Raw genomic sequence first — 24,716 nt, forward strand, 5'->3', positions numbered from 1 at the left:
TCGGACACCGGCGCCATGCCTCGTGCGCCGCGGGCGGGGGGAGGTCGCCAGGAATCGCAGGGGAACCGGGTCGGCACGGAACATGGAAGCGGACGGGGCGCATGGTTGCGATCCACGCCCTGACCCGTATCGCCGAGGGCGCCGTGCTGGCCGGCACGTGCGCCCTCGCGTTCTTTGTGCCCCGCATCGCCGACGCCTGTGGCGCGTCGCTGCCCGAGCTGCACGAGAGCGTGCCGGCCGACGGCGACACCTATCCCGCCAACGCGGCGCTGCTGTTCTGGGGCGAGGCCATCTCGGTCGACAAGGTGACGGTGACGGTCGACGGTGAGCCGGCGGCGCTGGTACACGCAGAGTTCGCCCAGGGGCTGGCGCCGCTGGTGGTTAAGGTGGAGCCGGAGCCGCTGCCGGGCCAGACGGTGGTGGTGGCGGGCGAGTTCTGCACCGAGGCGGACAACTGCACGGCGTCGATCACCTTCACCGCCGGCGAGCCCGACGTCGTCGCGCCGACGCCGAACGTCGAGGCGTCGTTCTTCGCGCTGTTCGAGCACGCGCCGTTCTCGTACATGCAGGGCTGCACGCAGTTCGAGGCCGCGCAGGCGCTGTACGTCCACCTCGAGCAGGCTCCGCCGGCGGCCGGCGAGGCGCTGGTGCTGTTCAAGGTGACGTGGAACCCGGGCGACGAGGTCGACGCGAGCGCGATCAGCCTGACCGAGCGCGGGGTGGAGGCGACGACGATCGTGTCGGAAGCGCTGACCGCCGAGCACTTCGGCGGCGCGGACGTGCGGACCGAGGTGTGCCTCGAGGTGCTGGCCCGCGACGCGGCCGGCAACGCGGCGCCTCCGTTCGAGCTGTGCCCGCCGTGCTTCATGCGCAGCGACGCGACGCCGCTGCCCGCCGGGTCGAGCGCGCCGCCGGAGCCGGTGTGGACCGATGCCGACGCGGTGCCGGGCAGCGCCTGCGCGCTGGCGATGGAGACCACCGGCGAGGAGCCGACGAGCGGCGAGGCGCCGACGAGCGGCGAGGCGCCGACGAGCGGGTCGACCGGCGAGACCGGCTCGCAGGAGGAGACCAGCGACAGCGCGACCGGCGGTGAAGACGGGCCCGAGAAGGGCTGCGCGTGCGACAGCGACGGCGCGGGCGGGCCCGCCTCGCTGCTGCTGCTGGCGCTCGGGCTGATCGGTGTGCGCCGGCGCCGGTGACGGGCGCGGGCACGCGAGACGGGCGCGCGGGCATCCGCGGCGGGCACGGACGTCGCGAGGGCACGGGCGTCCGCGACGGGTATGGACATAGCGAGGGCACGGGCGTCCGCGGCGGGCACGGACGTCGCGAGGGCACGGGCGTCCGCGGCGGGCACGGACGTCGCGAGGGCACGGGCGTCCGCGACGGGTATGGACATAGCGAGGGCACGGGCGTCCGCGACGGGCGCCGGCTTGTGTGACGCGTTAGTGAATTTCAAAGTTCTTCGAGGCATGTTTGAAGGGACAGGTGATGGGAGCGGAGACCTTCCGATCGGGAAGGTCTGAAAGGACATGCTCGATCGCGCATGTCTTCGAGGGCATGTGTGAATGCCAGACCGGGCGTGTCGGCGGCGGCTCGCAGGTCGTGAATGACAGGGCAGCAGGCGCAGGTCTGTCGGTGCGGAGGGCCAGGCGGGAACCGGCTTGTTTCCGGGGCAGGCGTGTGGGAATGGGCCCGCGGACGGCGCGGCGGCTGCTTCGCACCGGCCCGCGGGATTTTTCGGTTATCGTCGCGGCGATGTCGAGAACCCTTCGTCGGCTGCGACGGATCGGTGCAGGCGCACCGAACCGCGGGGCGCCCCAACCGAGAGGGAACCGCTCATGAAGTACATGATGATGATGAACACGCCGGCCGGGCCGTATCCGATCGACGGCTGGACGCAGCAGGACTTCCGCGCGCACATCGCGTTCATGAAGGACTTCGCGACCCGGCTGCGCGAGTCGGGCGAGCTGGTGGCCGCGGAGGGGCTCGCGGGGCCCGATCAGGCCAAGCTGGTGCGCGCCGGCAAGGACGGCCAGCCGATCACCGACGGGGTGTTCCCGGAGTCCAAGGAGTTCCTGGCGGGCTACTGGATCGTCGACGTCGACGGCCCGGAGCGCGCCTATCAGCTGGCGGCGCAGGCGTCCGCGGCGCCGGGGCCCGGCGGGGCGCCGCTCAACCTGGCGATCGAGGTGCGGCAGGTGATGTCCGCGCCGACCCTCGATTGACGGTGACGACGCCGCAGTCGGAAGTCCGCCCCGAGCGACTGCTGCGCGAGCTGGCGCCGCAGGTGCTCGGCGCGGTCGTCCGACGCCACCGCGACTTCGCGGCCGCGGAGGACGCGGTGCAGGAGGCGTTGATCGCCGCGGCGCGCCAGTGGCCGCGGGACGGCGTGCCGGTCAACCCGCGCGGCTGGCTGATCCACGTGGCGTCGCGGCGCTTGACCGATCAGGTGCGCAGTGAGTCGGCCCGCCGCCGACGCGAGGAGCTGGTGGTCAGCCTGGTGCCGCCGGAGTTGCAGCTGGCGCTGGCGGCCGACGAGGAGGCGGGCGAGCAGGACGACACGCTGATCCTGCTGTTCATGTGCTGTCATCCGGCGCTGACGAGCTCGTCGGCGATCGCGTTGACGCTGCGGGCCGTGGGCGGGTTGACGACCGGCGAGATCGCGCGAGCGTTCCTGGTGCCCGAGGCGACGATGGGTCAGCGGATCAGCCGCGCCAAGCAGAGCATCAAGACGTCGGGGGTGCCGTTCCGCCTGCCGACGGCGGAGGAGCGGGCGCAACGGCTGACTGCCGTGCTGCACGCGCTGTATCTGATCTTCAACGAGGGCTACACGAGCAGCTCGGGGCCGGCGCTGCAGCGCGACGATCTGGCCGACGAGGCGATCCGGCTGACGCGGCTGGTGCACGCGCAGCTGCCCGAAGACGGCGAGGTGGCGGGGCTGCTGGCCCTGATGCTGCTGACCGACGCCCGTCGGGCGGCCCGCAGCGGCCCCGCCGGGGAGCTGATTCCGCTCGACGAGCAGGACCGCAGCCTGTGGGACCGGGCGGCCATCGCCGAGGGGGTGGCGCTGATCTCGGCGACCTTGCCCCGGGGACAGGTCGGCCCGTACCAGCTGCAGGCGGCGATCTCGGCGCTGCACGACGAGGCGCCGCGGGCCGAGGACACCGACTGGCCGCAGATCCTGGCGCTGTACGGGGTGCTGCTGCAGCTGGCCGACAACCCGGTGGTGCGCCTCAACCACGCGATCGCGACGGCGATGGTCCACGGGCCCGCGGCCGGTCTGAAGCTGCTGGCGGGGCTCGACGACGACGCGCGGATGACCGGCAATCATCGCCTCGAGGCGGTGCGTGCCCACCTGCTCGAGCGCGCAGGCGAGGTCGAGGCGGCGATCGCCGGCTACCGTCGCGCGGCCGGGCGCACGGCGAGCGCGCCGGAGCGGGACTATCTGCTGGGCCGCGCGGCCCGGCTGGGCGAACGCTGCGGGGCGTGAACCATGAAGTGCGAGGGCGACTCATGGGATTCGCTCGCCGCGAGGTCCGGTGCAGCGAATGTCCCATGGGACATGTGATTGGATGCGGCGAGCGTTCGACTGCCGCGAATCGTGGGTCGGCGGCGACGGAGATCCGGACCGCCAGGTCCGACGAATCGGACCTGCACGAGCCGCCGGCGCCGACGCGGATCGTCGTGCGTCCGCAGGTAGGCGCGGCGCGTCGTGGCTGTCCGAAGAGACAGCCATGATGTCGCTGCGTCACATGTCGCGAAGGACAGGCGCGCTCACGCGTCGACGATCTGCTTGCCGAGCAGCGCCAGGGCGTGGGCGAGGCCGCCGGCGAGGTCGCCGAGGGCGGGGATTTCTTGGATGTCGATGCCGAGCGCGGCGATGATCCGGGCGACCTCCGGCCGCATGCCGACCAGCAGCGCCTGCGCGCCCAGCAGCTTGACGGCCCGTGAGGCGCCGACGAGGGGGTCGGCCATCTCGATGTCCATCTGCGGGACGCCGGACAGGTCGAACAGGACGACGCGCGAGCGGTGACGCACCACCGCGGCCAGGACGGCGGTGGTCACGGCCTCGACGCGCTCGCGGTCGAAGTGGCCGATCAGCGGGCACACGAGGACGCCGGGGTGGAGCGGGAGCACCTGGGTGGAGAGCGCCAGGATCTCGTCGGCCTGGGTGCGGATCAACGCCTCGCGGGCGACGAGGTAGGCGTCGGCGAGCGCGGCCACGCCGGCGTAGGCGATCTTGCCGCGCTTGCGCTCCCAGAACAGCATGGGGTCGGGGTCGGCGGCGAAGTCGACGGCGAAGGCCTCGGACACGACCTCGAAGCCGAAGTGCATGCCGGCGGTGATCTCGGTGACCGAGACGCCCATCGAGGCCCGCTGGACGCCGAGCGCGGAGAGGATGGCGGGGTAGGCGTGTGGGACGTCGCTCTCGAGGTCGGCGGCGACGGCCTCGAACACGCGCTTCACCGAGGCCTGCATCGCCGCGAGCGGGAAGGCGCGGTAAAACGGCAGGTCGGCGGCTCGGACCCGCTCGCACGACGCGAGCACGAGCTCGTCGAGCCGCCGGCGGTAGTACTCGATCGCGCGCTCGGCTGCGGACGGCTCCACGGCCTCCAGGATGCCTCACTCGAGGGAAGACCGTAAACAAGCCGCGAAGGCGGCGCGACGCGGCCGCCGGCCAGGGGGCGCCGGAGGAGACATCACCCCGGCGCGCGAGTTTGCCCGGCCCGTCCGGCGGGCGCTGTCGACATTCGCGAATGCCGTGTCCCGCTCAGTCGACGGCGGCCTGGTGGGCGCCGAAGTTGCTGGGCCCGGCGAGCACGCGGCCGTCGACGTCGACGAAGTGACCGCCGGGCAGATCGGCGAGGGTGAGGCCGAGGTCCTCGAGCGCGGCCCCGCCGCCGGCGAGCGCGGCCGATTCACCGCAGGTAGGCGCGAGCGCCTCGTCGAGGCACAGGGCGGCCGGGTCATTGGTCGTGAGGTTGGGCTCCAGGGTCCAGCTGGCGGTGTCGGCGTCGCCGGCGGCGAACTCCCACGATTGCTCGGCGCTGCCGACCAGCAGGTTGCTGGCGTAGTGCATCTCGCTGAGCTTGGCCCCGGCGGCGCAGTTGCCGGGGGCGCTGTTCATGTTGATGCGCAGGCCGACGGCGTTGGGCGCGCCGACGCTGTTGGCGAACAGCCAGTAGCGCGGGGCGTCGGCCTGGCCGGCGTGGAGGTAGAAGCCGGCGTCGCTGTGGACGAACACGTTGCCGAACATCTTGGTGTCGCCGCCGGTGCAGCCGACCTGGAGGTCGACGCCGACGCCGCCGATGAAGCGGTTGTTGTAGAGGGCGCCGCTGTTGCCCGGGTTCCATTGCAAGGAGGAGCGCTGGTTGGGCTCGTTCGCCCCGCCCGAGCCGGTGACGACGTTGTCGTGCACCTCGAGGCCGCTGCGGCACGAGCCGAATTGCATGCCGTCCCAGCCGGCGTTCTCGACCCGGTTGCGGTAGACCTTGGCGTCCTCGATCGGGTATGGCGCCGGCTGCTGCTCGATGCTGTCGGTGTAGTAGCCGACGTAGAAGCCCTCGGCGAGGACGTCGTGGACGTAGTTGTGGTGCAGCCGCAGGCCCTCGAAGGTCCAGTTGGTGGCGTTGAACTCGTCGCTGCCGCCGTTCCAGATGCGAAAGCCGCTGTCGGGGCCGTCGGCGATCTCGACGCCGAAGATCTCGATGCCGGTCGAGCCGGTGTTGGTATTGCTGCCCTGCGAGTAATTGCGGACGAACACCGCCTGGCCGCCGGTGGTGGTATTGGTGAGGGTGAAGCCGTACTCGACGTCGTCGGCGCCCTTGCCGTCGATGATGACGTGCTGGCAATTGATGAGGTGCATCAGCCAGCTGACGTCGTCGTTGCGGACGGCCCCCTCGTTGATGATGTGGATCGGCGCGTCGGCGGTGCCCTGGAAGTTGAAGAAGGCGAAGTCGCTCTTGGCCTGGCCGGAGATCCGCACGAGGTCGCCGGGCTGGACCTTGACGCCGGCGATCTCGCCGTTCTGGAAGTACGAGGCCTGGCTGATGTCGGCGGTGTGGACGGTGCGTCCGGCGTCGCTGCGCGGCGGGACGCAGGTGACGAGCCGCCGCTCGAAGAAAGTGCTCTGGACCTGGCCGTCGGTGACCGTGGCGCGCACGTCGTAGTCGCGGCGGCCGTCGGGGCAGGTGAAGACGTACTCGGCGGTGTCGGCGGTGGCGATCTCGCTGCCGTCGTCGGCGGCGAGCACGACCCACTGCACGCCGGTGAGGGTGATGTCGCTCTCGATCTTGAGGGTGGTCTCGCTGTCGCTCGGCTCGGCGTCGTCGGCGGGGACGCGCACGATCTCGCGGCTGGCGCCGATGCTGGCCGGCAGGAGGCCCTCGGGCAGCAGCTCGAAGGTGGCGGTGCAGCTCGCGGTGGTCTCGAGGACGAGCTCGATCGCGGGCTCGGTGCCGCTGCAGTCGCCCGACCAGCCGGCGAAGCGGTTGCCGGCGGCCGCCTCGGCGCCGAGCGAGAAGGTGCCTGCGGGCACGTCGTAGGCGCACGCGGCCTCGGTGCATGTCTCGCCGAGCGGCTCGACGGTCACGCGGCCGTCGCCGACGATGGTGATCACGAGGTTGCCGTCGCCGCCCTCGGTGGTCGGTCCGACGCTGGTCTCGGTCGGGTCGACGGTGGTCGGCTGCGAGGTGGCGTCGCTGCTCTCGGTCGGCACGCTGCCGTCGGTGGTGGTGACGGTGCCATCGGTGCCTTCAGTGCCTTCGGTGCCGGTGCCTTCGGTGGCGGTGCCGTCGGTGGTGGCGTCGGCGGCCGGACACGCGGCATTCAGGAGGAGAGTGGCGAGGGCAGGAGCGTAGATAAGCCGCATCGGCCGATTGTACCCGCGGCGCACGGCTGCGAGGACGTCGACGCTGGATTTGTGGTTGGGGGCGGGCGCAGACATGCCGGCCTCCGCGGATCGGGTCGCATTGGTCGGGGCCGGCCCGGCGGTGAACATCGGCTGACATTCGCTTCGGCACGCAGGCGTCCGTCCAGCAGGCCGCCACTCCGGTGCCTGTCGTCGTGCACACCCTCTTCGGCATCCGCTGGCAGATCGTCGTGGGCCGGCATCCGAAGAACGTCGTGGAATTCGCGCTCGCGCTCGGCGATGACGCCGTCGATCACCCGCACGAGGGCAGGGGAGGCCGCCAGGTTGCGTCGGGCCGCGAGGGCGAGCTCGAGGTCCGGAGCGCCTCGACGAATCTCCGATCGGTTGCTGCGACAGCCCGAATCGACTGCGCCTTGCAAGTATTACAGGGCAGAGAATCACTGTTTGCGACTCGCACGAGGTCGACTCCCCGTTCTCGCGGGGGAGCCGTGGTCATAGCCGGGACGTCGGCGACTACTTGCAGAGCTTCGCGTCGACGACCGCGGCTTGGCCCTGCCAGTCCTTGACGGCGACGCCGAGCGCGTCGGCGTGGCGGTTGCGCTCGGCCACGCCCGCCTCGCTCGTCGGGGCCGTCTGCGCCCGCTTGACGGCCTCCACTAGCGTCTGCGTGTGAACGCGCAAGACTTTCAGCTCCGGCGTGGTCGTGGACGCGAGCGCCTCGTGCAGCTTCTCCGCCCCCGGCAGCGCGCTCCGGGTGTCGAGCTTGTCGAGCGCCGTCCGGACCTCGCCGATCAGCGGCTTCACGTCCTTGCACTCGCCCGGGGCGCATCCGGTCAGCGCCCCCAGGCTCGAGCTTGCCAGCACCGCGGCTGCCGCGACGCCCAACCATCCTTGCTTCCATCCGGGCGAGGTTCTCTGCATGCGCCGGATGATGCCGCGGACCCGGGCCGCCGCCGTCGCACGACCTACGTAGACGCGCGCGACGGGTCGGCTCGAATTGCGTAGCGCAGCAGAGCGACCGCTCGCCTGCGTCGTCGTCATCGCCGTCCTGCCCGCGGGGGCGTCACACCAGCCCGCGCTTGGCCAGCGCGGTCGCCAGCTCCGAGCGCGAGCCGATGTCGAGGCGCGTGTAGATGTGGTCGAGGTGGCTGGTCACCGTGCGCGCGCCGATCCCGAGGGTCGCCGCGATCTCGGCGTTGGTCAGCCCCTGACACACGAGCTTGGCCACCTCGAGCTGGCGCGGGCTGAGGTCGAGGGGCGGGAGGGGCGTCTCCTCGATCGGGTCGACGTCGAAGGTGAAGCACAGGCGGGCCACCGGGCCGACCTCGATACGGTCCTGTCCACGGAGGATCGTCAGGTCGACGCGGACCCCGTTGACGTGGATGCCATTGGTCGAGTCGAGGTCGATCAGGTTGAAGATGCCGTCGCCGGCGCGGACGATCTTGAAGTGGCGGCGCGACACCCCGCTGTCTTCGAGCACCAGGTCGGCCGCCGGGTCGCGGCCGACCAGGAATTCCGCGCGCTCGAGGCGGACCCGACGGCCCGCCGCCGCCCCTTGCAGCACCACCAGCCAGGGGTGGGTCGGCTTCGGCGGGCGGCTCGGTGGCGGGTGGCGGGTGGTCTTGTCGCCGGCGCCCATCGAGCGGCATTCTAGCAAGCCGCTGCGGCCACGATGCGCCCGACGACTCGACTCGACAGCCCAGGCGACGGCTCGACCCGCGAGCCCGCGCCGGTAGTCGCGCGCGGCACGGTCGTCGGGCGCTACCTCGCCTTGCGGGAGGTCGGTCGCGGCGGCGGCGGCATCGTCGTCGAGGCCTTCGATCCCGACCTCGACCGGCGCGTCGCGCTCAAGCTCCTGCCGATCGCCGCCGGCCGGGACCGGCTGGAGCTCGCGCGCGAGGCCCGGGTCCTGGCGCAGTTCACCCACCCCAACATCGCCGCCGTCCACGACATCGGCGCCACCGACGAGTGGGTCTACATCGCCATGGAATTGGTCGAGGGCGGCGACCTGGTCGCCTGGCTCGACCAGCGCCCGCGCGGGGCTGCGGAGATCCTCGCCGTGTTCGTCGACGCCGGTCGCGGCCTGCTCGCCGCCCACGCCAAGGGCCTCGTCCACCGCGATTTCAAGCCGGCCAACGTCCTCGTCGGCGACGGACGCGTCCGCGTCACCGACTTCGGCCTGGCCCAGCTCGACCCGGCGACCCAGCACAGTCTGGCCCCGGGTGACCCGCGGCGCGGGCTCGTCGAGCACCAGCCGAGCACCGGCGGCACCCCGGGCTTCGTCGCGCCCGAGGTCGAGCGCGGCCGCGAGCCCGACGCCCGCGCCGACCAGTTCGCCTTCTGCGTCTCGTTGTTGTGGGCCATGACGGGGAGCTCCGCGGCGAGCCGGCCGACCTCGAGGTCCGGATGGCGCGCCGCGGCGTCCCGCCGCGGGCCCGTCGGGCCATCCTGCGCGGGATTTCGTCGGCCCCCGACCAGCGCTTCCCGGGGATGGAGCCCCTCCTCGCCGAGCTCCGGCCCCCGGCGCGCGCCGCTGGCCGTGGCTCGCCGGCGGTCTCCTCGGCCTCGCCCTCGCCGGCGGCCTCGGGTTCGCCCGGCTCGGCGGCAGCGGCCACGAGCTGGTCGACCCGTGCGCCGCCGGGCAGAGCGCGCTCGCGCGCGCCTGGAGCCCGGAGCGGGCCGCCGCGCTCGACGTCAAGCTCGCCGGCAGCACCGCCCCGGCGGCGCTCGGGGCCTGGGTCGACGCCTGGCGGGCCGCCCACCTCCAGCTCTGCGGCGAGTCCGACCCCGCGCCGCTCACCGCCGCGCGCCGGCGCTGCCTCGACGACGCTCTCGGCGAGCTCGACGCGCTCACGCGCGCCCTCGCCGAGGCCGCCGTCGCCGTGGTCGACCGGGCCGCCGACGCCGTCGCCCGCCTGGGCCAGCCGCAGGCTTGCCTGCGCCCCGACTGGCGGCCCCCGCCGCGCGTCGCCGCGCCCCCGGCCGACGCCGCCGAGGCCGTATTGGCCGCCGAGGAGGACCTGCGGATGGCCGAGGCGTACCAGCGCGCCGGCGAGTCCGCGCGCGCGCGCCCGGGCCGAGGCGGCGCGGGCCGTCGGCGAGTCTGCCGACTACCCGCCGCTGCTCTCCGCCGCCCACTACCAGCTCGGCCGCGCGCTCATGGACGAGGGTCGCTACGACGACGCCGAACAGGAGCTGCGGCGCGCCTTCGCGGCCGCCCTGGCCGGCGGCGACGACCGCCGCCTCCTCGCCGCCGCCAGCCTGCTCCTGTACTGCGTCGGCTTCAGCCGCGGCGACGCCCAGGGCGGCGCCCTCTGGCAGACCCTGAGCGCCGCGGCGCTCGCCCGGACCGGCGGCGGCACCGAGGCCGAGGCGCACTACTGGGACGCCAACGGCGCCTTCGCCGTCGTCCGTGGCGACTACGCGGCCGGCCGCGCCGCCTACGAGCGGGCCCTCGCGCTGCGCCGCATGCTCTTTCCCCCGAGCACCCCGAGCTGGCCTGGTCGCTGTCCGGCCTCGCCGCCATCGACGTCGAGCAGCGGGCCTTCGCCGACGCCGAGCGGCGCAGCCGCGAGGTCCTGGAGCTGCGGCGGCGCGCCCTCGGTCCCGGCCACCCCGACCTGATCGTCGCCCACACCACCCTCGCCGCCGCCCTCGGCGAGCAGGGCAAGCACGACGACGCCATCGTCGAGCTCGAGCAGGCGATCGCCATCGGCGAGGCCCGCCTCGGCGCCGACAGCCCGCGCCTCGTCGGCGCCCGCAACAACCTCGCCAGCGCCTTCAACCGCCGCGGCGAGCACGCCCGCGCCCGCGACCTCTACGCGGCCGTCCTCGCCCACTTCCAGGCCACCCGCGACGCCGACGATCCCCTCGTCGCCCTCGCCCACAACAACCTCGGCGGCACCTACTACAAGCTCGACGACCCCGCCGCCGCCCTCGAACACCACCGACGCGCCCGCGAGATCTGGACCGCCCGCTTCGGCCGCGAGCACGCCAAGGTCGCCCTCGCTCACAACGGCGTCGCCGCTGACCTCCTGGCCCTCGGGCGTTGCGACGCCGCCCGCGAGGCCATCACCGAGGGGCGCGCGATCCTCCCTCCCGGCGACCCGCTCCGTCCCCACCTCGACAACACCCGGGCCAAGGTCGCCCTCTGCGAGGGTCGGGCCGCCGAGGCCGCCGCGGCCGCCGAGGACGCCCTTACCCACGGTCGCGCCGTCCTCGGCGAGCAGAGCCCGCAGCTCGCCGCCTTCCTCATCACCCGCGCGCTCGCGCGGCTCGATCTGCGCGACCTCGCGGCCGCCCGCGCCGACGCCCTCGAAGCGGCCGCCCGCGCCGACGCCCGCGACGGCAACACCCGCGCGCTCGCCCTCCTGCTCGCCGCCCGGGCCGCCCGCGACGCCGGCGACCACGACGACGCCCGCGACCTCGCCGTTCGGGCCCTCGCCGCCGCCCCAGGCGAGCAGGCCCGCTCGCGCGCCCTACGGCAGGAGCTCGCTCGCCTGCCGCCCGGGTAGCGGCCCCGGTCCGCGAGGCCCGGCACCGTCCGCGCAGCGCTACGCGATTCGAGCCGACCCGTCACGTGCCCTCCGGCAGGTCTCGGGGCCGGACGGCGCTACGCAATTCGAGCCGACCCGACGCGCGCGCCTACGTAGGCTGTGCGACGGCGACGGCGAGGCTTCGGGGCATCATCGGCGCATGCACAGGATCTTCCTCATCGTGGCATTCCTCGGGTTCGTCGCGGGCACGGGCTGCAGCAAGAAGTCGGCGGCCGCCGAAGAGTGCCTCAAGGCGGCCGACGCCTACGTGGCCGCCAGCGACAAGCGCAGCCCCGAGGCCGGCAAGCACATCACGACCGCGATCAACCTCTGCGCGGTCGCCTGCGCCGCCGGCAAGGGCGATCCCGACGCCTGCGCCGCCGACGACCGCGTCACCGTGGCCCTCTGCGAGCTCGAGGGCAAGGACGCCTGCGCGCGTATGTGCAACGAGGACAAGAACGAAGCCGCCTGCAACAAGGTCAAGAGCATGTAGAGGCACGGAGCGCGACGGGCCGCGATTTACTCGCGTCCGACGTCCGTCGCCCTCGACCTCCGCGTCCGCCATCACGGCGTCGAGCGTCTCCTCGCCGCCGATCTTCGGGCCTGACTCGCCGCTCGCCCGCCGCGCCTCGACCTCACGTCGGCATCGAGCCTCCGGCGGGTGCGGCCGGAGCGGCGCGCACTCCGTGGCCCGGATTTGACCCGCCACTCGCGACCGCGCCGCCATCGACGATTCGACTGCCACCATTCGCAAATGTCCACACCCATGCATCGTTCGACCCTGAGCACTCTCCTCCTGCTGGCGACCGCCGCGGGCTGCAGCAACGGCGGCGCGGGCACCGACGCGTCGGGCACCGGCGGTGATTCCACGTCCGCGACCTCGACCGCCGCCGGTACGACCGAGCCGACCGGCGCCGCCGATCCGCCGACCACCAGCGAAGGGCCGTCCGACGCCTCGAACGTCTCGGCGACCGACGGCGGCAGCTCGGCCACCGGCACCACGCTCACGGCCAGCGCGACCGACGGCGACACCGCCACCTCCGCCACCTCCGGCGCCTCCGCCACCGACAGCACCACCGGCGACACCGCCACCGACGGGACTGCCACCGACGCGACCGCCACCGACGCGACCGACACCGACGCGACCGACACCGACGCCTCCACGGGCGCCTCGGCGGTCTGCGGCGACGGCGTCCTCGGCCCGGGCGAGCAGTGCGACGACGGCAACCTCGACGACAGCGACGCCTGCACCGCGGCCTGCGAGCACGCCGTCTGCGGCGACGGCGTCCTCGGTCCGGGCGAGCAGTGCGACGACGGCAACGCCGTCGACGACGACGCCTGCACCAACCTCTGCGCCCCCGCGACCTGCGGGGACAGCGTCGTCCAGGTCGGCGAGGACTGCGACGACGCGGACATGGACGACGCCGACGCCTGCCTCACCACCTGCAAGGCCGCGAGCTGCGGCGACGGCTCGGTGTGGGCCGGCGTCGAGGCGTGCGACGACGGCAACGCCCTCGACAGCGACGCCTGCCTCGCCACCTGCGAGTCGGCGAGCTGCGGCGACGGCTTCGTCCACGCCGGCGTCGAGGCGTGCGACGACGGCAACGCCCTCGACAGCGACGCCTGCCTCGCCACCTGCGAGTCGGCGAGCTGCGGCGACGGCTTCGTCCACGCCGGCGTCGAAGCGTGCGACGACGGCAACGCCCTCGACAGCGACGCCTGCCTCGCTACCTGCGAGTCGGCGAGCTGCGGCGACGGCTTCGTCCACGCCGGCGTCGAGGCGTGCGACGACGGCAACCTCGTCACCGGCGACGGCTGCGAGAGCGATTGCAGCGTCACCGTCGCGCAGAAGCTCGTCTTCGTCAGCAGCCAGCTCTACAACGGCAACCTCGGCGGCCTCGCCGGCGCCGACCTCAAGTGCCAGCAGCTCGCCCAGAGCGCCGGTCTCCCCGGCACCTACATGGCCTGGCTCAGCACCATCCAGGCCTCGCCCGCCACCCGCATGACCCACGCCGCCGTCCCCTACGTCCTCCCCAACGGCGTTAAGGTCGCCGACAACTGGGCCGACCTCGTCGACGGCGACATCGATAACGCCATCAATATCACCGAGACCGGCGGCCCTGTCCCCCTCGGCGGCCCCCACTGCGGCCTCAACGCGCGCGCCTCCGTCTGGACCGCGACCCGCAAGAACGGCACCCTCTACGACGAGTTCTGGAGCTGCGGCAACTGGACGAAGGACTACGGGGGCGCCCAGTGGGGCAACGCCAAGGAGAAGGACGACGACTGGACCGAGTCGTGCACGGGCGACTCGTGCGCCCGCCCGTCGTCGATCTATTGCTTCCAACAATGAGGCGCGTGCCGGCCCTCCGCGAGGGCAGGCACGCGCCGCGCAGACTATGATGATATGTCCTTCAGGACATGCGGATGTCGCCGCATTCACTGACCGCGGATCTTGGCGGCCTTGGCGGCGGTGTCGACCTGGCGAGCCTCGCGGACGACGCCGGGCTCGACGCCTCGCGTGCCGCGGAGCTGGTACTGGTGGCCGTTGAGGCCGAGCGGCTTCTCGAGCAGGATGACGGGGGTGAGGCCGGCGACGCCGGTGAAGGTGTTGTCGTAGGTCGGGCGGCCGGCGTCGATGGCGAAGGTGGCGGCCGGGAGGGCGAGCTTGCCGTCACCGTCGAGGAAGCAGACGGTGCCGCGCATCGGCTTGGAGGCCTTGCCGCCGGTGCGCTGCAGCTCGAGGCGCCAGCTGTCGGACAGGACAGGGGCGCCGGCGAAGGTGCGCTCGCCGAGCAGGGTGCCGCTGGCCCAGGTCGCCTCGCCGAGGCCGCGCGGGCCGATCTTCCACTGCGAGTCGTCGGCCTTGGCGTTGTACTCGGCCAGCTTGGCGTCGATCTTCTGCTTGGCGGCTTCGAAGTCGTCGACGCACTTCTTGGCGGCCGCGGCGTCGCTCTTGTTGACGAGCTGACAGATCCCGCGGGCGATCGCGGCGCCGTTCTGGTCGAAGAAAGTCTTGAACTTGACCCACTCGGATTGGCACGGATGATTGGCGGACGCTGAGGCCGGGGCGAGCGCGGCGACGCCGGCGGTGACCGAGAGGACTGCGGTGAGGAGACGATTCGTGATCGACATGCCGCGGAGGATAGTCGCGGGGCGGTGGCTGCGAACCCACGCCGATCCAACAGCGCGGACGAGCGCGCTTCGATCGACGCGACAGTGATGCGTCAGCCGCGATCGTCGAGCTCGTCGTGGCGGCGCAGCACGAGCTCGACCTGACCGGTGCCCGCGGCGCGCACGAGGTCGGTACGAATGCCGCCCTCGCGCAGGCGGGCGCGCAGGCGGCCGAGGTTCACGTCCCAGCGCTTGCGCAGGACCCAGGCGTCGTCCTCGTCGGGCCAGACCTCGCGCGCGACGACCTCCCAGGCCGCGGGTCCGCCGAGCGAGGCGAGCTCGGACAGGATCCGCGCGTGGACGCCGGAGAAGACGACGGGCGGGGCGTCGCCGGCCTGGACCTGCGCGGTCTCCCACGCGGTGACGATGCGCAGCGGCGGATCGATGCCGCCGGTGACGCGCGTCGGCGACAGGCCGGCGCCGCCGACCGGCATAGCCACGGCGCGGAACGGGACGCCGTCGACGTCCCAGGCGTCGCCCGCCTCGAGCGGCACCGTGACGCCGCCCTGCGAGCGCCGCCAGCCGTCGCAGGTGTCCCACAGGATGCACGGCGCGTCGGGCTGATGCCGGGCCGACAGCTCGATCTGCGGCCGCGCGCGCAGCGAACACAGGCCGGGCAGCACTGTCGTCGGCAGGCCGGGGGCCTCGATCGCCAGGGCGCTCGCGGGCAGGTCGACGCGCTCGACGGTGACCTCGAGGCCGTGCGCGAGGGCGACGCGGAGGCCGGGGACGAGGCGCACCTCGCCGACGCTGCGGCCGTCGACGCCGAGCCGGCGGCGCAGCGCGAGCAACCACAAGTCGCCGCCGCGCAGGCTGAGCATCGCGTGGCCCTCGCTGATCCGCGGATCGTCGAGCTGCAGCGCGGCGCTCCACAGCCGGCCGATGATGTCGCCGGGGCCGAGCTCGCGCGCCGTCCCGTCGGGCATGCGAAAGGTCGCGAGGGCGCGGTGCATGCTTCGAGGTGTAACACCGACGCGTCTCGCGGACGTCGCTCGCGGCGGCGCGCGGGCGCCCGCGGCCTTCAATCGACGGCGTAGCCGCTGGCCTGCTTGCGGAACATCGCGGCGTAGTAGCCGTCGGCGGCGAGCAGGCGGGCGTGGTCGCCCTGCTCGACGACGCCGCTGGCGGCCAGCACGACGATCCGGTCGGCCATGCGCACGTTGGCGAAGCGGTGCGAGATCAGGCAGACGATGCGGCCGGCGGCGAGCTCGCGCACGCGCGTGAAGACCTCGGCCTCGGCGTCGATGTCGAGGGCGGCGGTCGGCTCGTCGAGGATCAAGACGTCGGCGTCCTCGCGCATGAAGGCGCGGGCGAGGGCGATCCGCTGCCACTGCCCGCCGGAGAGCTCGACGCCGCCGGCGAACCAGCGGCCGAGCTGGGCGTCGAGGCCGGCCGGCAGCGCGGCGACGACGTCCGCGGCGCCGCCGTCGGCGATCGCGGCGCTGATGCGGGCGTCGTCGTCGGCGCGAGAGGGGTCGCCGAAGCCGACGTTGTCGCGCGCGGTCAGCTGGTATTGATTGTAGTCCTGAAACACGACCGCGAGCCGGCGGCGCAGCTCGGGGCGCGGGATGTCGCGGAGGTCGCGGCCGTCGAGCAGGATCCGGCCCTCGGTCGGCTCGTAGAGGCCGGCGAGCAGCTTGATGAAGGTCGACTTGCCGGCGCCGTTGGGGCCGACGAGGGCGATCGTCTCGCCTGGCGCGAAGGACAGGTCGACGTGGCGCAGGGCGAAGCGGTCCTGATCGGGGTAGCGGAAGCCGACGTCCTCGAAGCGGATGCCGCGCTCGTGGCGTTCGGGGGCGGCGGCGAGGCGCGGGCGCGAGGGGTCGGTGGAAATGGCGAGGAAGCGCAGCAGGTTCGAGAGGTAGAGGTCGTGCTCGTAGAGGGCGCCGAGCGCGAGCAAGATGGTCTGGAAGGCGGCCTGGCCCTGACGAAAGACGAAGGCGTACATGGTCAGCTCGCCGAGGCCGAGCTGGCCGCGGGCGGCCTGCACGACGACCGCGCCGTAGCAGGCGTAGAACGAGAGGGTGCCGAGCTGCGACAGGAGGGCGACCGAGCGCAGGCGCTCGACCGCGACGGCGCGCTCGTCGTGCCACATGCGATCGCCGAGCTGCCGCCAGCGGCCCAGCAGCAGCGGGCCGAGGTCGAGCGTCATGACCTCCTTGGCGTGCTCGTCGCTGGCGAGGACGTGCTCGAGGTAGCCGAGCATGCGGGCGTCGCTGGCCCGGCGGTTGCGCAGCTCGAAGGTGGCGCGAGAGAACCGCACTTCGGCGAGGGCGGCCGGGACGGCGGCGACGAGCAGCATCCCGACGGCGAGGACGCTGTAGCGGAGCAGGAGGGCGGCGAAGCCGAGCAGCGTGACGACCGCGGCGATCAGGCCGAGCAGCTCGGCAGCGACCGCGAGCGGCCGGTGACTGGCCTCGCGGCGCGCCCGCGTGAGCTGGTCGTAGAACTCGGGGTCCTGGAAGTGACGCAGCTCGAGCTGCTGGGTCTTGTGAAGGATCTCGAGGTTGACCGCGAGTCCGAGGCGGGCGCCGAGGAGGCCGCGCAGGGTGCCGGCGGCCCGCTGGGCGAGGCCGAGGCCGACGATCAGGAGCATCTCGCCGACGAGCCAGGCGAGGGCCTCGGCGGTCGCGCCGGCGAGGATCGCGTCGACGAGGACCTTGCCGACCCAGGCGACCGCGATCGGCACGAGGGCGGCGATCGCGAGGGCGGCGATCCACAGGGCGGCGATCGCCGGCGCGCTGCGCCAGGCCATCTGCACGGCCCGGGCGCCGCGAGCGAGGCGGACCCGCAGGCCGTCCGGGGGAGTGTCGCCCGCGGGGGTCATCGCCGCGTCACGAGCGGAGGGTCCGCCGCGCTCGGGGGCGCCGACGAGCACGTCGGCGATCGCGGCGGCGAGCGGGAAGTGCGGCGAATAGTACTCGAGCCAGAAGCACTCGCCGGCGGGGTTGGCCTCGAGGAAGACGTGGCGCCCGTCGGGATCGACGAGCATGTCGATCGCGCTGTACTGCATGCCGATGCGCTCCATGTAGCGCTCGAGCGCGCGCGCGACGTCGGCGGGCAGCTCGTACGGGGTCCACGACGGGAGCAGGGTGACGCCGCGCTCGCGCCAGTCGACCTCGGCGCCGGCGACCTTCTGCGAGTCGACCGCGGCGGTGAACATGCGGCTGCCGACGACGGTGATCCGCAGCTCGAGGCGCTTGTGGATCTGCTCCTGGAAGACCATCGGCGCCAGGCGCAGGCCGTCGAGCTTGGCGAGGTGTTCGTCGCGCAGCGAGGTGGTGAAGACGACCTGCTCCTCGCCGTCGGCGTCGTGGACGGCGAACGCCGACAGCATCTTGGCGATGGCGCCGCCCGGGCACGAGGCGATGAACTCGCGCGCCTCGGCGGGGTCGTTGGTCATCAAGGTGCGCGGGGTCGCCAGGCCGAGCTCGCGGGCCAGGCGCTGCTGGGCGGGCTTGTGGCCGCGCTCGCGCACGAGGTCGGGCGGGTCCATGACGAAGCACGGCGCGGCGGCCAGCATGCCGCGCAAGAGCGCCTCCGACTCGAGGACGCAGCCGTGGCGGAGCTGGCGGGGCAGCGACGGCGGCAGCTTCTCGGCCCAGCGCGCGCGCCGGTACCAGATCGCGTCGCCGGGCTCGAGGCGGACGTCGTGGCCGTCGCAGCGGAGGCGCAGCTCCTCGCGGCCGCCGTCCTGGCGGAACCACGCCTGCGCGTCGCAGGGGAAGCGGTCGGTGTCGAAGCGCAGGACCTCGGCGCCGCGCGCCTCGAGGTGCGCCCGCAGCTCGCCGATCTTTCCGGTCTGATCGCCGGAGAACGTCACCATCACGACCTTCATCGTTCGCTCGCCTCTCGTTGGGATTCGTTCGCAAGGCGGAGGAGGGCGGCGGCCAGCGCGTCGCTGATCGGCAGGCCGAGCTCCTTCTCCAGCATCATCCATTCGCCGGTGGGGTTGACCTCGAGGAACACGTATTCGCCGCTCGGGGTGACGATCATGTCGATGGCGCCCTGGCGCAGGCCGAGCCGGGTCATGAGCGCGGCCAGGCGCCGGTGGACGGGCTCGGGCAGGTCGTGCGGCTGCCAGCTCGCGCTGCACTCGTAGCGCCAGTCGACGCCGCAGGCGGCGCCGTCGAGCGCGCCGACGAGGGCCCGGCCGTCGACCCAAGCGATCCGCAGCTCCATGGCCTTCGGGACATATCGCTGGAAGACCATCGGACAGTGGCGCAGGCCGGCGAGCGCGTCGAGGTCGTCGCGCCGCAAGAGCCGCGTCGGCAGGCCGCCGCCGGCCATGGACTGGCGCAGCGGGGTCTGCAGCTTGGCGACGACCTGGCCGGCCTGCGCGACGAAGAATTCGCGCGCCGCCGCGGGGTCGGCGGTGATCAGGGTCGGCGGGATCGCAAGCCCGAGGTCGCAGGCCAGGCGCAGCTGGCGGGCCTTGTCGTCGGCGGCGCGGCCGACGTCGAGCGCGTCGATCCAGGGGACGCGGGGCAGGAGGTCGAGGAGGCCGCGCAGCGCGGCGAAGCTCTCGCGCCGGGCGGCTTCGCGGTGTTCGTCGGTGAGGCGCTCGTCGAGGCGCGCCGGCCACAGGCGCCACAGCCACACGGCGTCGGCGACGAGCGGCCGATCGCCCAGGACGAGGCCGCGGGCGCCGGGGAAGCCGAGCTCGCCGCGCAGCGCGAGGGCGGTCGGGAAATCATCGGTGTCGAGCCGCACGGCCTGCGCGCCGCGGCGCGCGAGGGCGCCCGCGACGGCGTCGGTGCACATCGGCTCGCCGCTGTGTGACAAGAGCAGCACTCGAGGCTCGCCGGTCATGCGTCACCTGGCCGTCCGCGGGTCGACGATTACTTGTCCCAGGTCGTGCTGGTCGGCTCGTCACCGTCGCTGGGATACTTCTTGGTGCATTCGGAGTCGAGGCAATGATAGGTGGGCGCCGGGGTCCCGCCGCCGCCGGCCGCGGGCGTGGCCGGGTCGTTCTGGCCGCTCAGGAGGTGGGCGAAGAAGGGCACGTCGGCCCCTTCGCTGTGCAGATCGATCAACTTTTCGACATCCTCTACCTGCTTTCGTGGTCTCGATCGCGGACGCGTCGAGCCGGGGCAGGATAGTCGGGTCCGCTGATTTGCCATCCCACGGCGATCCAACAGCGCAGCGACGCGCGACCGTCAGCCGTCGAGGGCGTCGGCGAGGGAGAGGCCCCAGGTCGCCTCGGCGTCGCGGGCGAGCACGGCGACGGGGAGGTCGAGGGCGGCGAGGTCCCACAGGCGGGCGGCGCCGTCCCAGCCGCCGGTGGCGAGGGTGCGGCCGTCGAGGCTGAAGTCGACGGAGGCGACGCGGGCGTGGTGACCGCTCAACACCGCGCGCAAATCACCGGTGGCGGCGTCCCACACGCGAGCGACGTCGTCGGGGCCGAAGCTGGCGATCCACCGGCCGTCGGGCGAGAGGGAGACGTCGAGCGGCCACACCCCCGGGTGCGGGACCTTCCAGCGCACGGCGCCGTCGTCGACGCGGGCGATGAAGCCGCGGCCGCCGATGACGACGGTGCGGCCGTCGGGCGAGACGTCGGCCGCGACCGCGCCTTCGGGCGCAGGCACGGAGCGACAACGCAGAGGGTCGCCGGGGTCGATGACGACGACCGCGCCGGCGACGGACACGAGCACGGCGCGGGTGCCCCCGGGAGCGCCGGCGAGGTCCTGCCATTCGTGGTCGGGACAATCGAGGGCGGCGACGGCGCGGCTGGTGTCGACATCGGCGGCGAGGAAGCCGCGGGCGTAGAGGGCGAATATCAACACGTCGCCGGTGAGGGCGACGACGCGGCGACCCATCAATGGATACATATGGGGGGAGGCGAGCCCTCGTTGCGACTGATTCGCCACTCGGTCAGCAACGGCTCGGGCGGGCGCCACTGCAGCACCCCGCTGGCGCGATCGAACACGCGCGGGCCGGGCGGACCCGCGCCGGCGTCGACGACCGCGAAGCGCTCGCCGTCGAGCAGGAAGGCGCTGGCCTTGACGGTGCCGGTGCCGATCTCGAGGACATGTCTCCGCGACCAGGTCTCCAGGTCCCACACGAGCGCCCGACCCTCGCCGTGGGTGGTCACGAGCGAGCGACCGTCAGGCGAGAACACCACGCCGGACAGGCCGTGCTCGTCGGCGAGGATGGCGGTGCGGGGCGAGGCGGGCAGGGCCCAGCGGGTGACGCCGCGGGCGTCGGCGACGAGGACGCTGCCGTCTTCGAGCAGGCGGACGTCGCGGACGCCGGTGGCCGCGATCGTGCCGAGCGGGCGCAGCTCGGGCAGCGCGAACAGCTCGACGCCGCCGCGCTCGCGCACGACCGCCACGCGATCACCGGCCGGCGCGAGGGCGATCCGCAGCACCGGGCTCGGGCGCGTCGGAGCGGCGGTCCAGGTCTCGCGCGTGGTCAGGTCGACGACCGCGACCCGGCCCTGCACGCCGGCGAGCACCGCTCTCCGGGCGTCGCTCGTCAGCTCGAGCTGGGTGAAGGTGATGAACGGGGCGGGGTCGAGGGTCGACGCGAAGTCCTGCGCGCCTGTCCCCGTGGACAGGCCGATCCGGCCGTCGGCGCACAGCAGGACGTGGCGGCCGTCGATGAGCCCGGACACGCCGACGAGGTGGGTCGCGCCGCACAGGTTGACGAGGTGCGGCTGCGCGAGGCCGGCGCCCAGAGATTCGCTGGGCACGGGCCAGGCCGCGCCGACGTTGAAGTCGATGATGTCCCACGCCTCGTCCCGGCGCGCGCCGGTGGCGAGCGACAGCGTGGTGAGCTCGAAGCCGTGGGCGATCGACCACAGGTGATCGCCGTCGACGCGCAGCTCCTTGACCGGCTTCGGCAGCGACACGCGCCACCGCTCGACGCCCGCGATCAGGCGGCGCAGGGAGGTGCCCTCGGCGCACACCACGTCGTCGACCGCGAGCGCGACGAGCGGGTAGCAGTCGGGCGAGGTCGCGGTGGCGAGCCGCTCCGGTCTCGCGGCCGCGCGGGCGCCGGCGAGGATGCCCCGCGCCTCCGGCGAGTCGACCAGGCCCAGGGCGTGCGCGGCGAGGACCTCCTTGACCGCGTGGGCGCCTCGCTCGTCGGCGGCGCGCGCCTGGGCCACGAGCGCGGCGGCGAGGTTGCGATCGGAGGCGACGAGGGCGGCGCGCGCCTCGTCCTCGGCCGCGAGCGCCCGGTCGCGCTGGGCCTGCAGGCGCAAGGTGCCGAGCACCACGAGGGTGGCGATCACGATCAGCGCGGCGCCGGCGACGAGCAGCGGCACACGCCAGGCCCGGACGAAGCGCAGGCCGATCTCGAGCGCGGAGTAGCGGTGGGCATGCACGCGCCTGCCGGCCAGGAACGATGCGACGTCGACCGCGAGCGCGCCGGCGTCGGGGTAGCGCGCGCTCGCCTCGAGGGCCGTGGCGCGGGCGACGATCGCGGCGAGCTCGAGCGGGACGTCGCGCGGCAGGGCGCGGGTCGGGGGCGCGAGCAGCTCGGCCTGCATCGTCTCGCTCGCGAGGCGCGGCGGGGCGCCGGACAGGAGCTCGTGCAGCACCGCGCCGAGGCCCCACACGTCGGCGCGGCGATCGGCCGGCTCGCCGCGCGCCTGCTCGGGGCTCATGTACGCGGGCGTGCCGAGGACCGCGCCGGGGCAGGTCGCGTCGGCGTCGTCGGGGTCGGAGGGATCGGCGAGGCGGCGCGCGAGACCCCAGTCGACCACCTGCGTCTCGCCGTAGGCGCCGATCATGATGTTGGCCGGCTTGAGGTCGCGGTGGATGACCCCGTGGGCGTGCGCGTAGGCCAGCGCGTGGCAGGCGTCGAGGTAGTGCGGGAGCAGCTCGAGGCGCGCGGCCGCGGTCCGCCGCTCGCCGAGCAGCTGCGACAGCGGCCGGCCGCGCATCAATCGCATGGTGTAGAACAGCCGGCCGTCGCTGCCGCGGGCCTCGTCGTAGACGGTGACGATGCCGGGGTGCTCGAGGCCGGCGGTCACGCGCACCTCGCGGGCGAGGCGGCGCGCCAGGGCGTCGTCGTGCGCCTCCTTGAGCGCGACCATGCGTCCGAGCAGGCGGTCGCGCGCGAGGTAGACGCGGCCCATGCCGCCGGCTCCGAGCACGCCGAGGCGTTCGTAGCGCTCGTGCTCGACGGGGCCGCTGCGCGCCGGCCCGCGCTCGCACGCGCCGTCGCTGGCGTCGACCGGGCCGCTCGGCGGGTCGTCGAACACGATCAACGACGCTCCTCGCGAGCTCGGCGGCTCAGAACGCCATCGGCAGGTCCCACGATTGCAGCGGGAGGTTCGCCAGGTACTTGACCGGCGTGTACCACAGCTTGCCGCTCGGGCTGACCGCGACGCGGCCGACGCCGGGCATGGTCTGGAACGGCTCGACCTCGCCGGTGAACGGGGCGACGCGGACCACCTCGAGGCTGGCGAGGCCGGCGTAGACGTGGCCGGTGAAGGCGTCGTGGGCCAGGCTGGTGACGTCGGACATGAGGTCGACGACGAACTCGGCCTGCTGGGTCTGGGCGTTGAAGCGGTAGAGCGTGCCGCCGTCGAGCGCGACCAGCAGGTGCACGGGGCTGATGGGCGCGCTGGCGGTGACGCGGGCGTCGAAGGTGAAGACCACGCCCTGGGTGGCGGCGTCGAGGTCGGCGTCGTTGTACTCGCCGTTCATGGTGCTGTTGCCGACGTAGAGCACGCGGTCCTCGCCCCACGCGAGGCCGTGCGGGCCGGCGTCGGCGGCGTTGCTGCCGAACGGGCCGTCGCCCTGGGTGACCTGGGCGACGATGACGATCGGCAACGGGCTCATCATGTTCGCCTCGTCGAGCCGCGCGACGCCCTGCGGCGGGTCGGCCTGACAGCCGCACGCCTGGCAGCAGGTGTAGGTGATGGCGACCTCGCCGAGGCCCTCGACCGGGGTCGGCGGGCTCGGCTCGGCGGCGACCGGGAGGGCCTCGGTGAGCTGCGGGATCGTCAGCCGGCGCAGCACCTTGACCTCGCCCATGTTGAGGTTGGCGACGCCTGTCCATTGGGTCAGCTCGCCGTCGGGCTTGAGGCGCCGCACGTAGTCGGGGCCGCTGCGCAAGGTCACCATCCAGGCGTTGCAGTCGTCGGCGAAGTCGATGCCGCCGATCTCGGTCGAGAACGGGCCGTTGAGCTGCTCGGCGGTCGGCTCCTGGCACTCGACCACGCGCTCGCAGCCGCACAGGGTGCCCCAGCAGTGGCCGTCGTCGGTGCAGGCGACGTCGGAGCAGGGCGCCAGCGGGACGCAGGCGCCGACGCCGTCGCAGGTGCTGCCTGGCCCGCAGGACAGGTCGGCGCAGGCGGTCTCGGTGCCGGCGAGGGTGCAGGGATCCTCGGCGGCGTGGCACTCGCCGCTGATGACGTCGCACACCTGGCCCTCGGGACAGGCGTCCGGGCCCTGGCCCTGGCACGAGGTGACGCACTCGCCGTCGACGCACTGCTGGTTGGGCTGATCGCAGGCGCCGCAGCCGGGCGCGGTGGTGCTCGAGGTCTGCGCCGGCTCGGTGGTGCCGGTGGTGCCCGTGGTGGTGGTGGGCTCGGAGGTGGTGGTGCCGGTGGTCGGGACGGCGGTGTCGCTGTCCGTGCCGGTGCCGGTGTCGGGCTCGCCGGTGGTCCCCGGCGTGGCGCCCGTCGTCATGGTCGTGGTGGCGGTGGCCGGCGCGCCGGTGACCTCGGTGGCGGTGGCGCGGCCGTCGTCGCCGCAGGCGCCGAGCACGAGGCAGGCCGCCGCGAGCTGCGGCAGCGGAGTCGCAAACTTCATCTAGATCCTCCGAACCCGGGCATGGTAGCCGCGGGCGCCGACCTCGAGGCAAGCGCGCGAGTGAGGCGAGGACGGTGCGCGGATCGCCGCGCACGCGCGCGGATGCGCGAGCGATCGTGACGTCCGGTGATTCGCAGAGCGCCGACGTCGTCGCGCCGACTCGGGCGAGGGAGCAGGCGCGCGAAGCGTCGTGACGGTGATTCACAGGGCGCCGACGTCGTCGCGGGGCGCCGATGCGGCCGGGATGAGCAGGGGCGAGCGATCGTGCCGTCGGGGATCGCAGCGCGCCGACGTCGTCGCGTGGGGCTCCGCCGACCGGCAGGCGCGTGCCGCGGCGAGGCGGGGGCGCCCGCAGGCGGGGACCGTCGC

At 73.6% G+C, this 24,716-nt stretch carries 18 protein-coding genes and 1 pseudogene; 7 read left to right on the forward strand and 12 right to left on the reverse strand.

The genetic code is table 11. The annotated features are described in order from the left end of the window. Positions 1 to 101: 101 nt before the first annotated feature. The 3 genes from OV079_RS09770 to OV079_RS09780 all read left to right on the forward strand — a co-directional run bounded on the left by OV079_RS09770 (position 102) and on the right by OV079_RS09780 (position 3,490). On the forward strand, positions 102 to 1,199 hold the full coding sequence (locus OV079_RS09770) for an MYXO-CTERM sorting domain-containing protein (protein WP_267767713.1): 1,098 nt from the start codon (positions 102 to 104) through the stop codon (positions 1,197 to 1,199). A 639-nt stretch (positions 1,200 to 1,838) separates the two neighbouring features. Continuing rightward, positions 1,839 to 2,225 carry a YciI family protein gene (locus OV079_RS09775; protein ID WP_267767714.1) on the forward strand — a complete coding sequence of 129 codons (387 nt, stop codon included), beginning with the start codon at positions 1,839 to 1,841 and terminating at the stop codon, positions 2,223 to 2,225. A 2-nt stretch (positions 2,226 to 2,227) separates the two neighbouring features. After that, entirely contained in the window at positions 2,228 to 3,490 is a 1,263-nt protein-coding gene (locus OV079_RS09780; RefSeq protein WP_267767717.1) for an RNA polymerase sigma factor, read from the forward strand. 284 nt (positions 3,491 to 3,774) lie between these two features. On the opposite strand, the gene OV079_RS55690 is transcribed toward OV079_RS09780, so the two are convergent. The 4 genes from OV079_RS55690 to OV079_RS57545 all read right to left on the reverse strand — a co-directional run bounded on the left by OV079_RS55690 (position 3,775) and on the right by OV079_RS57545 (position 8,510). Further along, on the reverse strand, positions 3,775 to 4,608 hold the full coding sequence (locus OV079_RS55690) for an STAS domain-containing protein (protein WP_267767719.1): 834 nt from the start codon (positions 4,606 to 4,608) through the stop codon (positions 3,775 to 3,777). 163 nt (positions 4,609 to 4,771) lie between these two features. Continuing rightward, a complete protein-coding gene (locus OV079_RS09790; RefSeq protein WP_267767721.1) occupies positions 4,772 to 6,871 on the reverse strand; it encodes a right-handed parallel beta-helix repeat-containing protein in 2,100 nt (699 codons plus the stop codon). A gap of 513 nt (positions 6,872 to 7,384) precedes the next feature. Continuing rightward, the gene (locus OV079_RS09795; RefSeq protein ID WP_267767723.1) at positions 7,385 to 7,792 is read right to left on the reverse strand and encodes a hypothetical protein; all 408 of its coding nucleotides are present in this window, start codon (positions 7,790 to 7,792) and stop codon (positions 7,385 to 7,387) included. Between the two features lie 142 nt (positions 7,793 to 7,934). Next, on the reverse strand, positions 7,935 to 8,510 hold the full coding sequence (locus OV079_RS57545; protein ID WP_276603275.1) for an FHA domain-containing protein: 576 nt from the start codon (positions 8,508 to 8,510) through the stop codon (positions 7,935 to 7,937). Positions 8,511 to 8,543: 33 nt separating this feature from the next. Between OV079_RS57545 and OV079_RS57550 the strand changes: the two are divergent. From OV079_RS57550 to OV079_RS09815, 4 genes and pseudogenes are all read left to right on the forward strand, one after another. Then, positions 8,544 to 9,197 (forward strand): annotated as a pseudogene (locus tag OV079_RS57550) (serine/threonine-protein kinase); the annotation flags it as partial. Between the two features lie 556 nt (positions 9,198 to 9,753). Continuing rightward, positions 9,754 to 11,385 carry a tetratricopeptide repeat protein gene (locus OV079_RS09805; RefSeq protein WP_267767727.1) on the forward strand — a complete coding sequence of 544 codons (1,632 nt, stop codon included), beginning with the start codon at positions 9,754 to 9,756 and terminating at the stop codon, positions 11,383 to 11,385. A gap of 181 nt (positions 11,386 to 11,566) precedes the next feature. Further along, positions 11,567 to 11,899, forward strand: coding sequence for a hypothetical protein (locus OV079_RS09810; RefSeq protein ID WP_267767729.1), 333 nt, complete (start codon positions 11,567 to 11,569; stop codon positions 11,897 to 11,899). 273 nt (positions 11,900 to 12,172) lie between these two features. Continuing rightward, complete coding sequence (locus OV079_RS09815; protein WP_267767730.1) at positions 12,173 to 13,756, forward strand: DUF4215 domain-containing protein; 1,584 nt, start codon at positions 12,173 to 12,175, stop codon at positions 13,754 to 13,756. A gap of 86 nt (positions 13,757 to 13,842) precedes the next feature. On the opposite strand, the gene OV079_RS09820 is transcribed toward OV079_RS09815, so the two are convergent. The 8 genes from OV079_RS09820 to OV079_RS09855 all read right to left on the reverse strand — a co-directional run bounded on the left by OV079_RS09820 (position 13,843) and on the right by OV079_RS09855 (position 24,347). Beyond that, complete coding sequence (locus tag OV079_RS09820) at positions 13,843 to 14,538, reverse strand: hypothetical protein (protein WP_267767732.1); 696 nt, start codon at positions 14,536 to 14,538, stop codon at positions 13,843 to 13,845. 92 nt (positions 14,539 to 14,630) lie between these two features. Further along, positions 14,631 to 15,530 (reverse strand): FHA domain-containing protein, encoded by a 900-nt coding sequence (locus OV079_RS09825; protein WP_267767734.1) that lies wholly within the window; start codon positions 15,528 to 15,530, stop codon positions 14,631 to 14,633. A gap of 68 nt (positions 15,531 to 15,598) precedes the next feature. Continuing rightward, positions 15,599 to 18,415 carry an ATP-binding cassette domain-containing protein gene (locus OV079_RS09830; RefSeq protein ID WP_267767735.1) on the reverse strand — a complete coding sequence of 939 codons (2,817 nt, stop codon included), beginning with the start codon at positions 18,413 to 18,415 and terminating at the stop codon, positions 15,599 to 15,601. Then, the gene (locus tag OV079_RS09835; RefSeq protein ID WP_267767736.1) at positions 18,412 to 19,371 is read right to left on the reverse strand and encodes an MvdC/MvdD family ATP grasp protein; all 960 of its coding nucleotides are present in this window, start codon (positions 19,369 to 19,371) and stop codon (positions 18,412 to 18,414) included. Before OV079_RS09835 ends, OV079_RS09830 begins: the two co-directional genes overlap by 4 nt. A 47-nt stretch (positions 19,372 to 19,418) precedes the next feature. Next, positions 19,419 to 19,613, reverse strand: a complete 195-nt coding sequence (locus tag OV079_RS09840; RefSeq protein WP_267767738.1) for a microviridin/marinostatin family tricyclic proteinase inhibitor — start codon at positions 19,611 to 19,613, stop codon at positions 19,419 to 19,421. Positions 19,614 to 19,736: 123 nt separating this feature from the next. Then, positions 19,737 to 20,396, reverse strand: a complete 660-nt coding sequence (locus OV079_RS09845; RefSeq protein WP_267767739.1) for a WD40 repeat domain-containing protein — start codon at positions 20,394 to 20,396, stop codon at positions 19,737 to 19,739. Beyond that, positions 20,396 to 22,789 carry a WD40 repeat domain-containing serine/threonine protein kinase gene (locus tag OV079_RS09850; RefSeq protein ID WP_267778493.1) on the reverse strand — a complete coding sequence of 798 codons (2,394 nt, stop codon included), beginning with the start codon at positions 22,787 to 22,789 and terminating at the stop codon, positions 20,396 to 20,398. Before OV079_RS09850 ends, OV079_RS09845 begins: the two co-directional genes overlap by 1 nt. 31 nt (positions 22,790 to 22,820) lie before the next feature. After that, positions 22,821 to 24,347, reverse strand: coding sequence for a hypothetical protein (locus OV079_RS09855; protein WP_267767740.1), 1,527 nt, complete (start codon positions 24,345 to 24,347; stop codon positions 22,821 to 22,823). Positions 24,348 to 24,716: the final 369 nt, after the last annotated feature.

This window comes from Nannocystis pusilla, from assembly GCF_026626665.1.
Taxonomy (GTDB): Bacteria; Myxococcota_A; Polyangia; order Nannocystales; family Nannocystaceae; genus Nannocystis; species Nannocystis pusilla.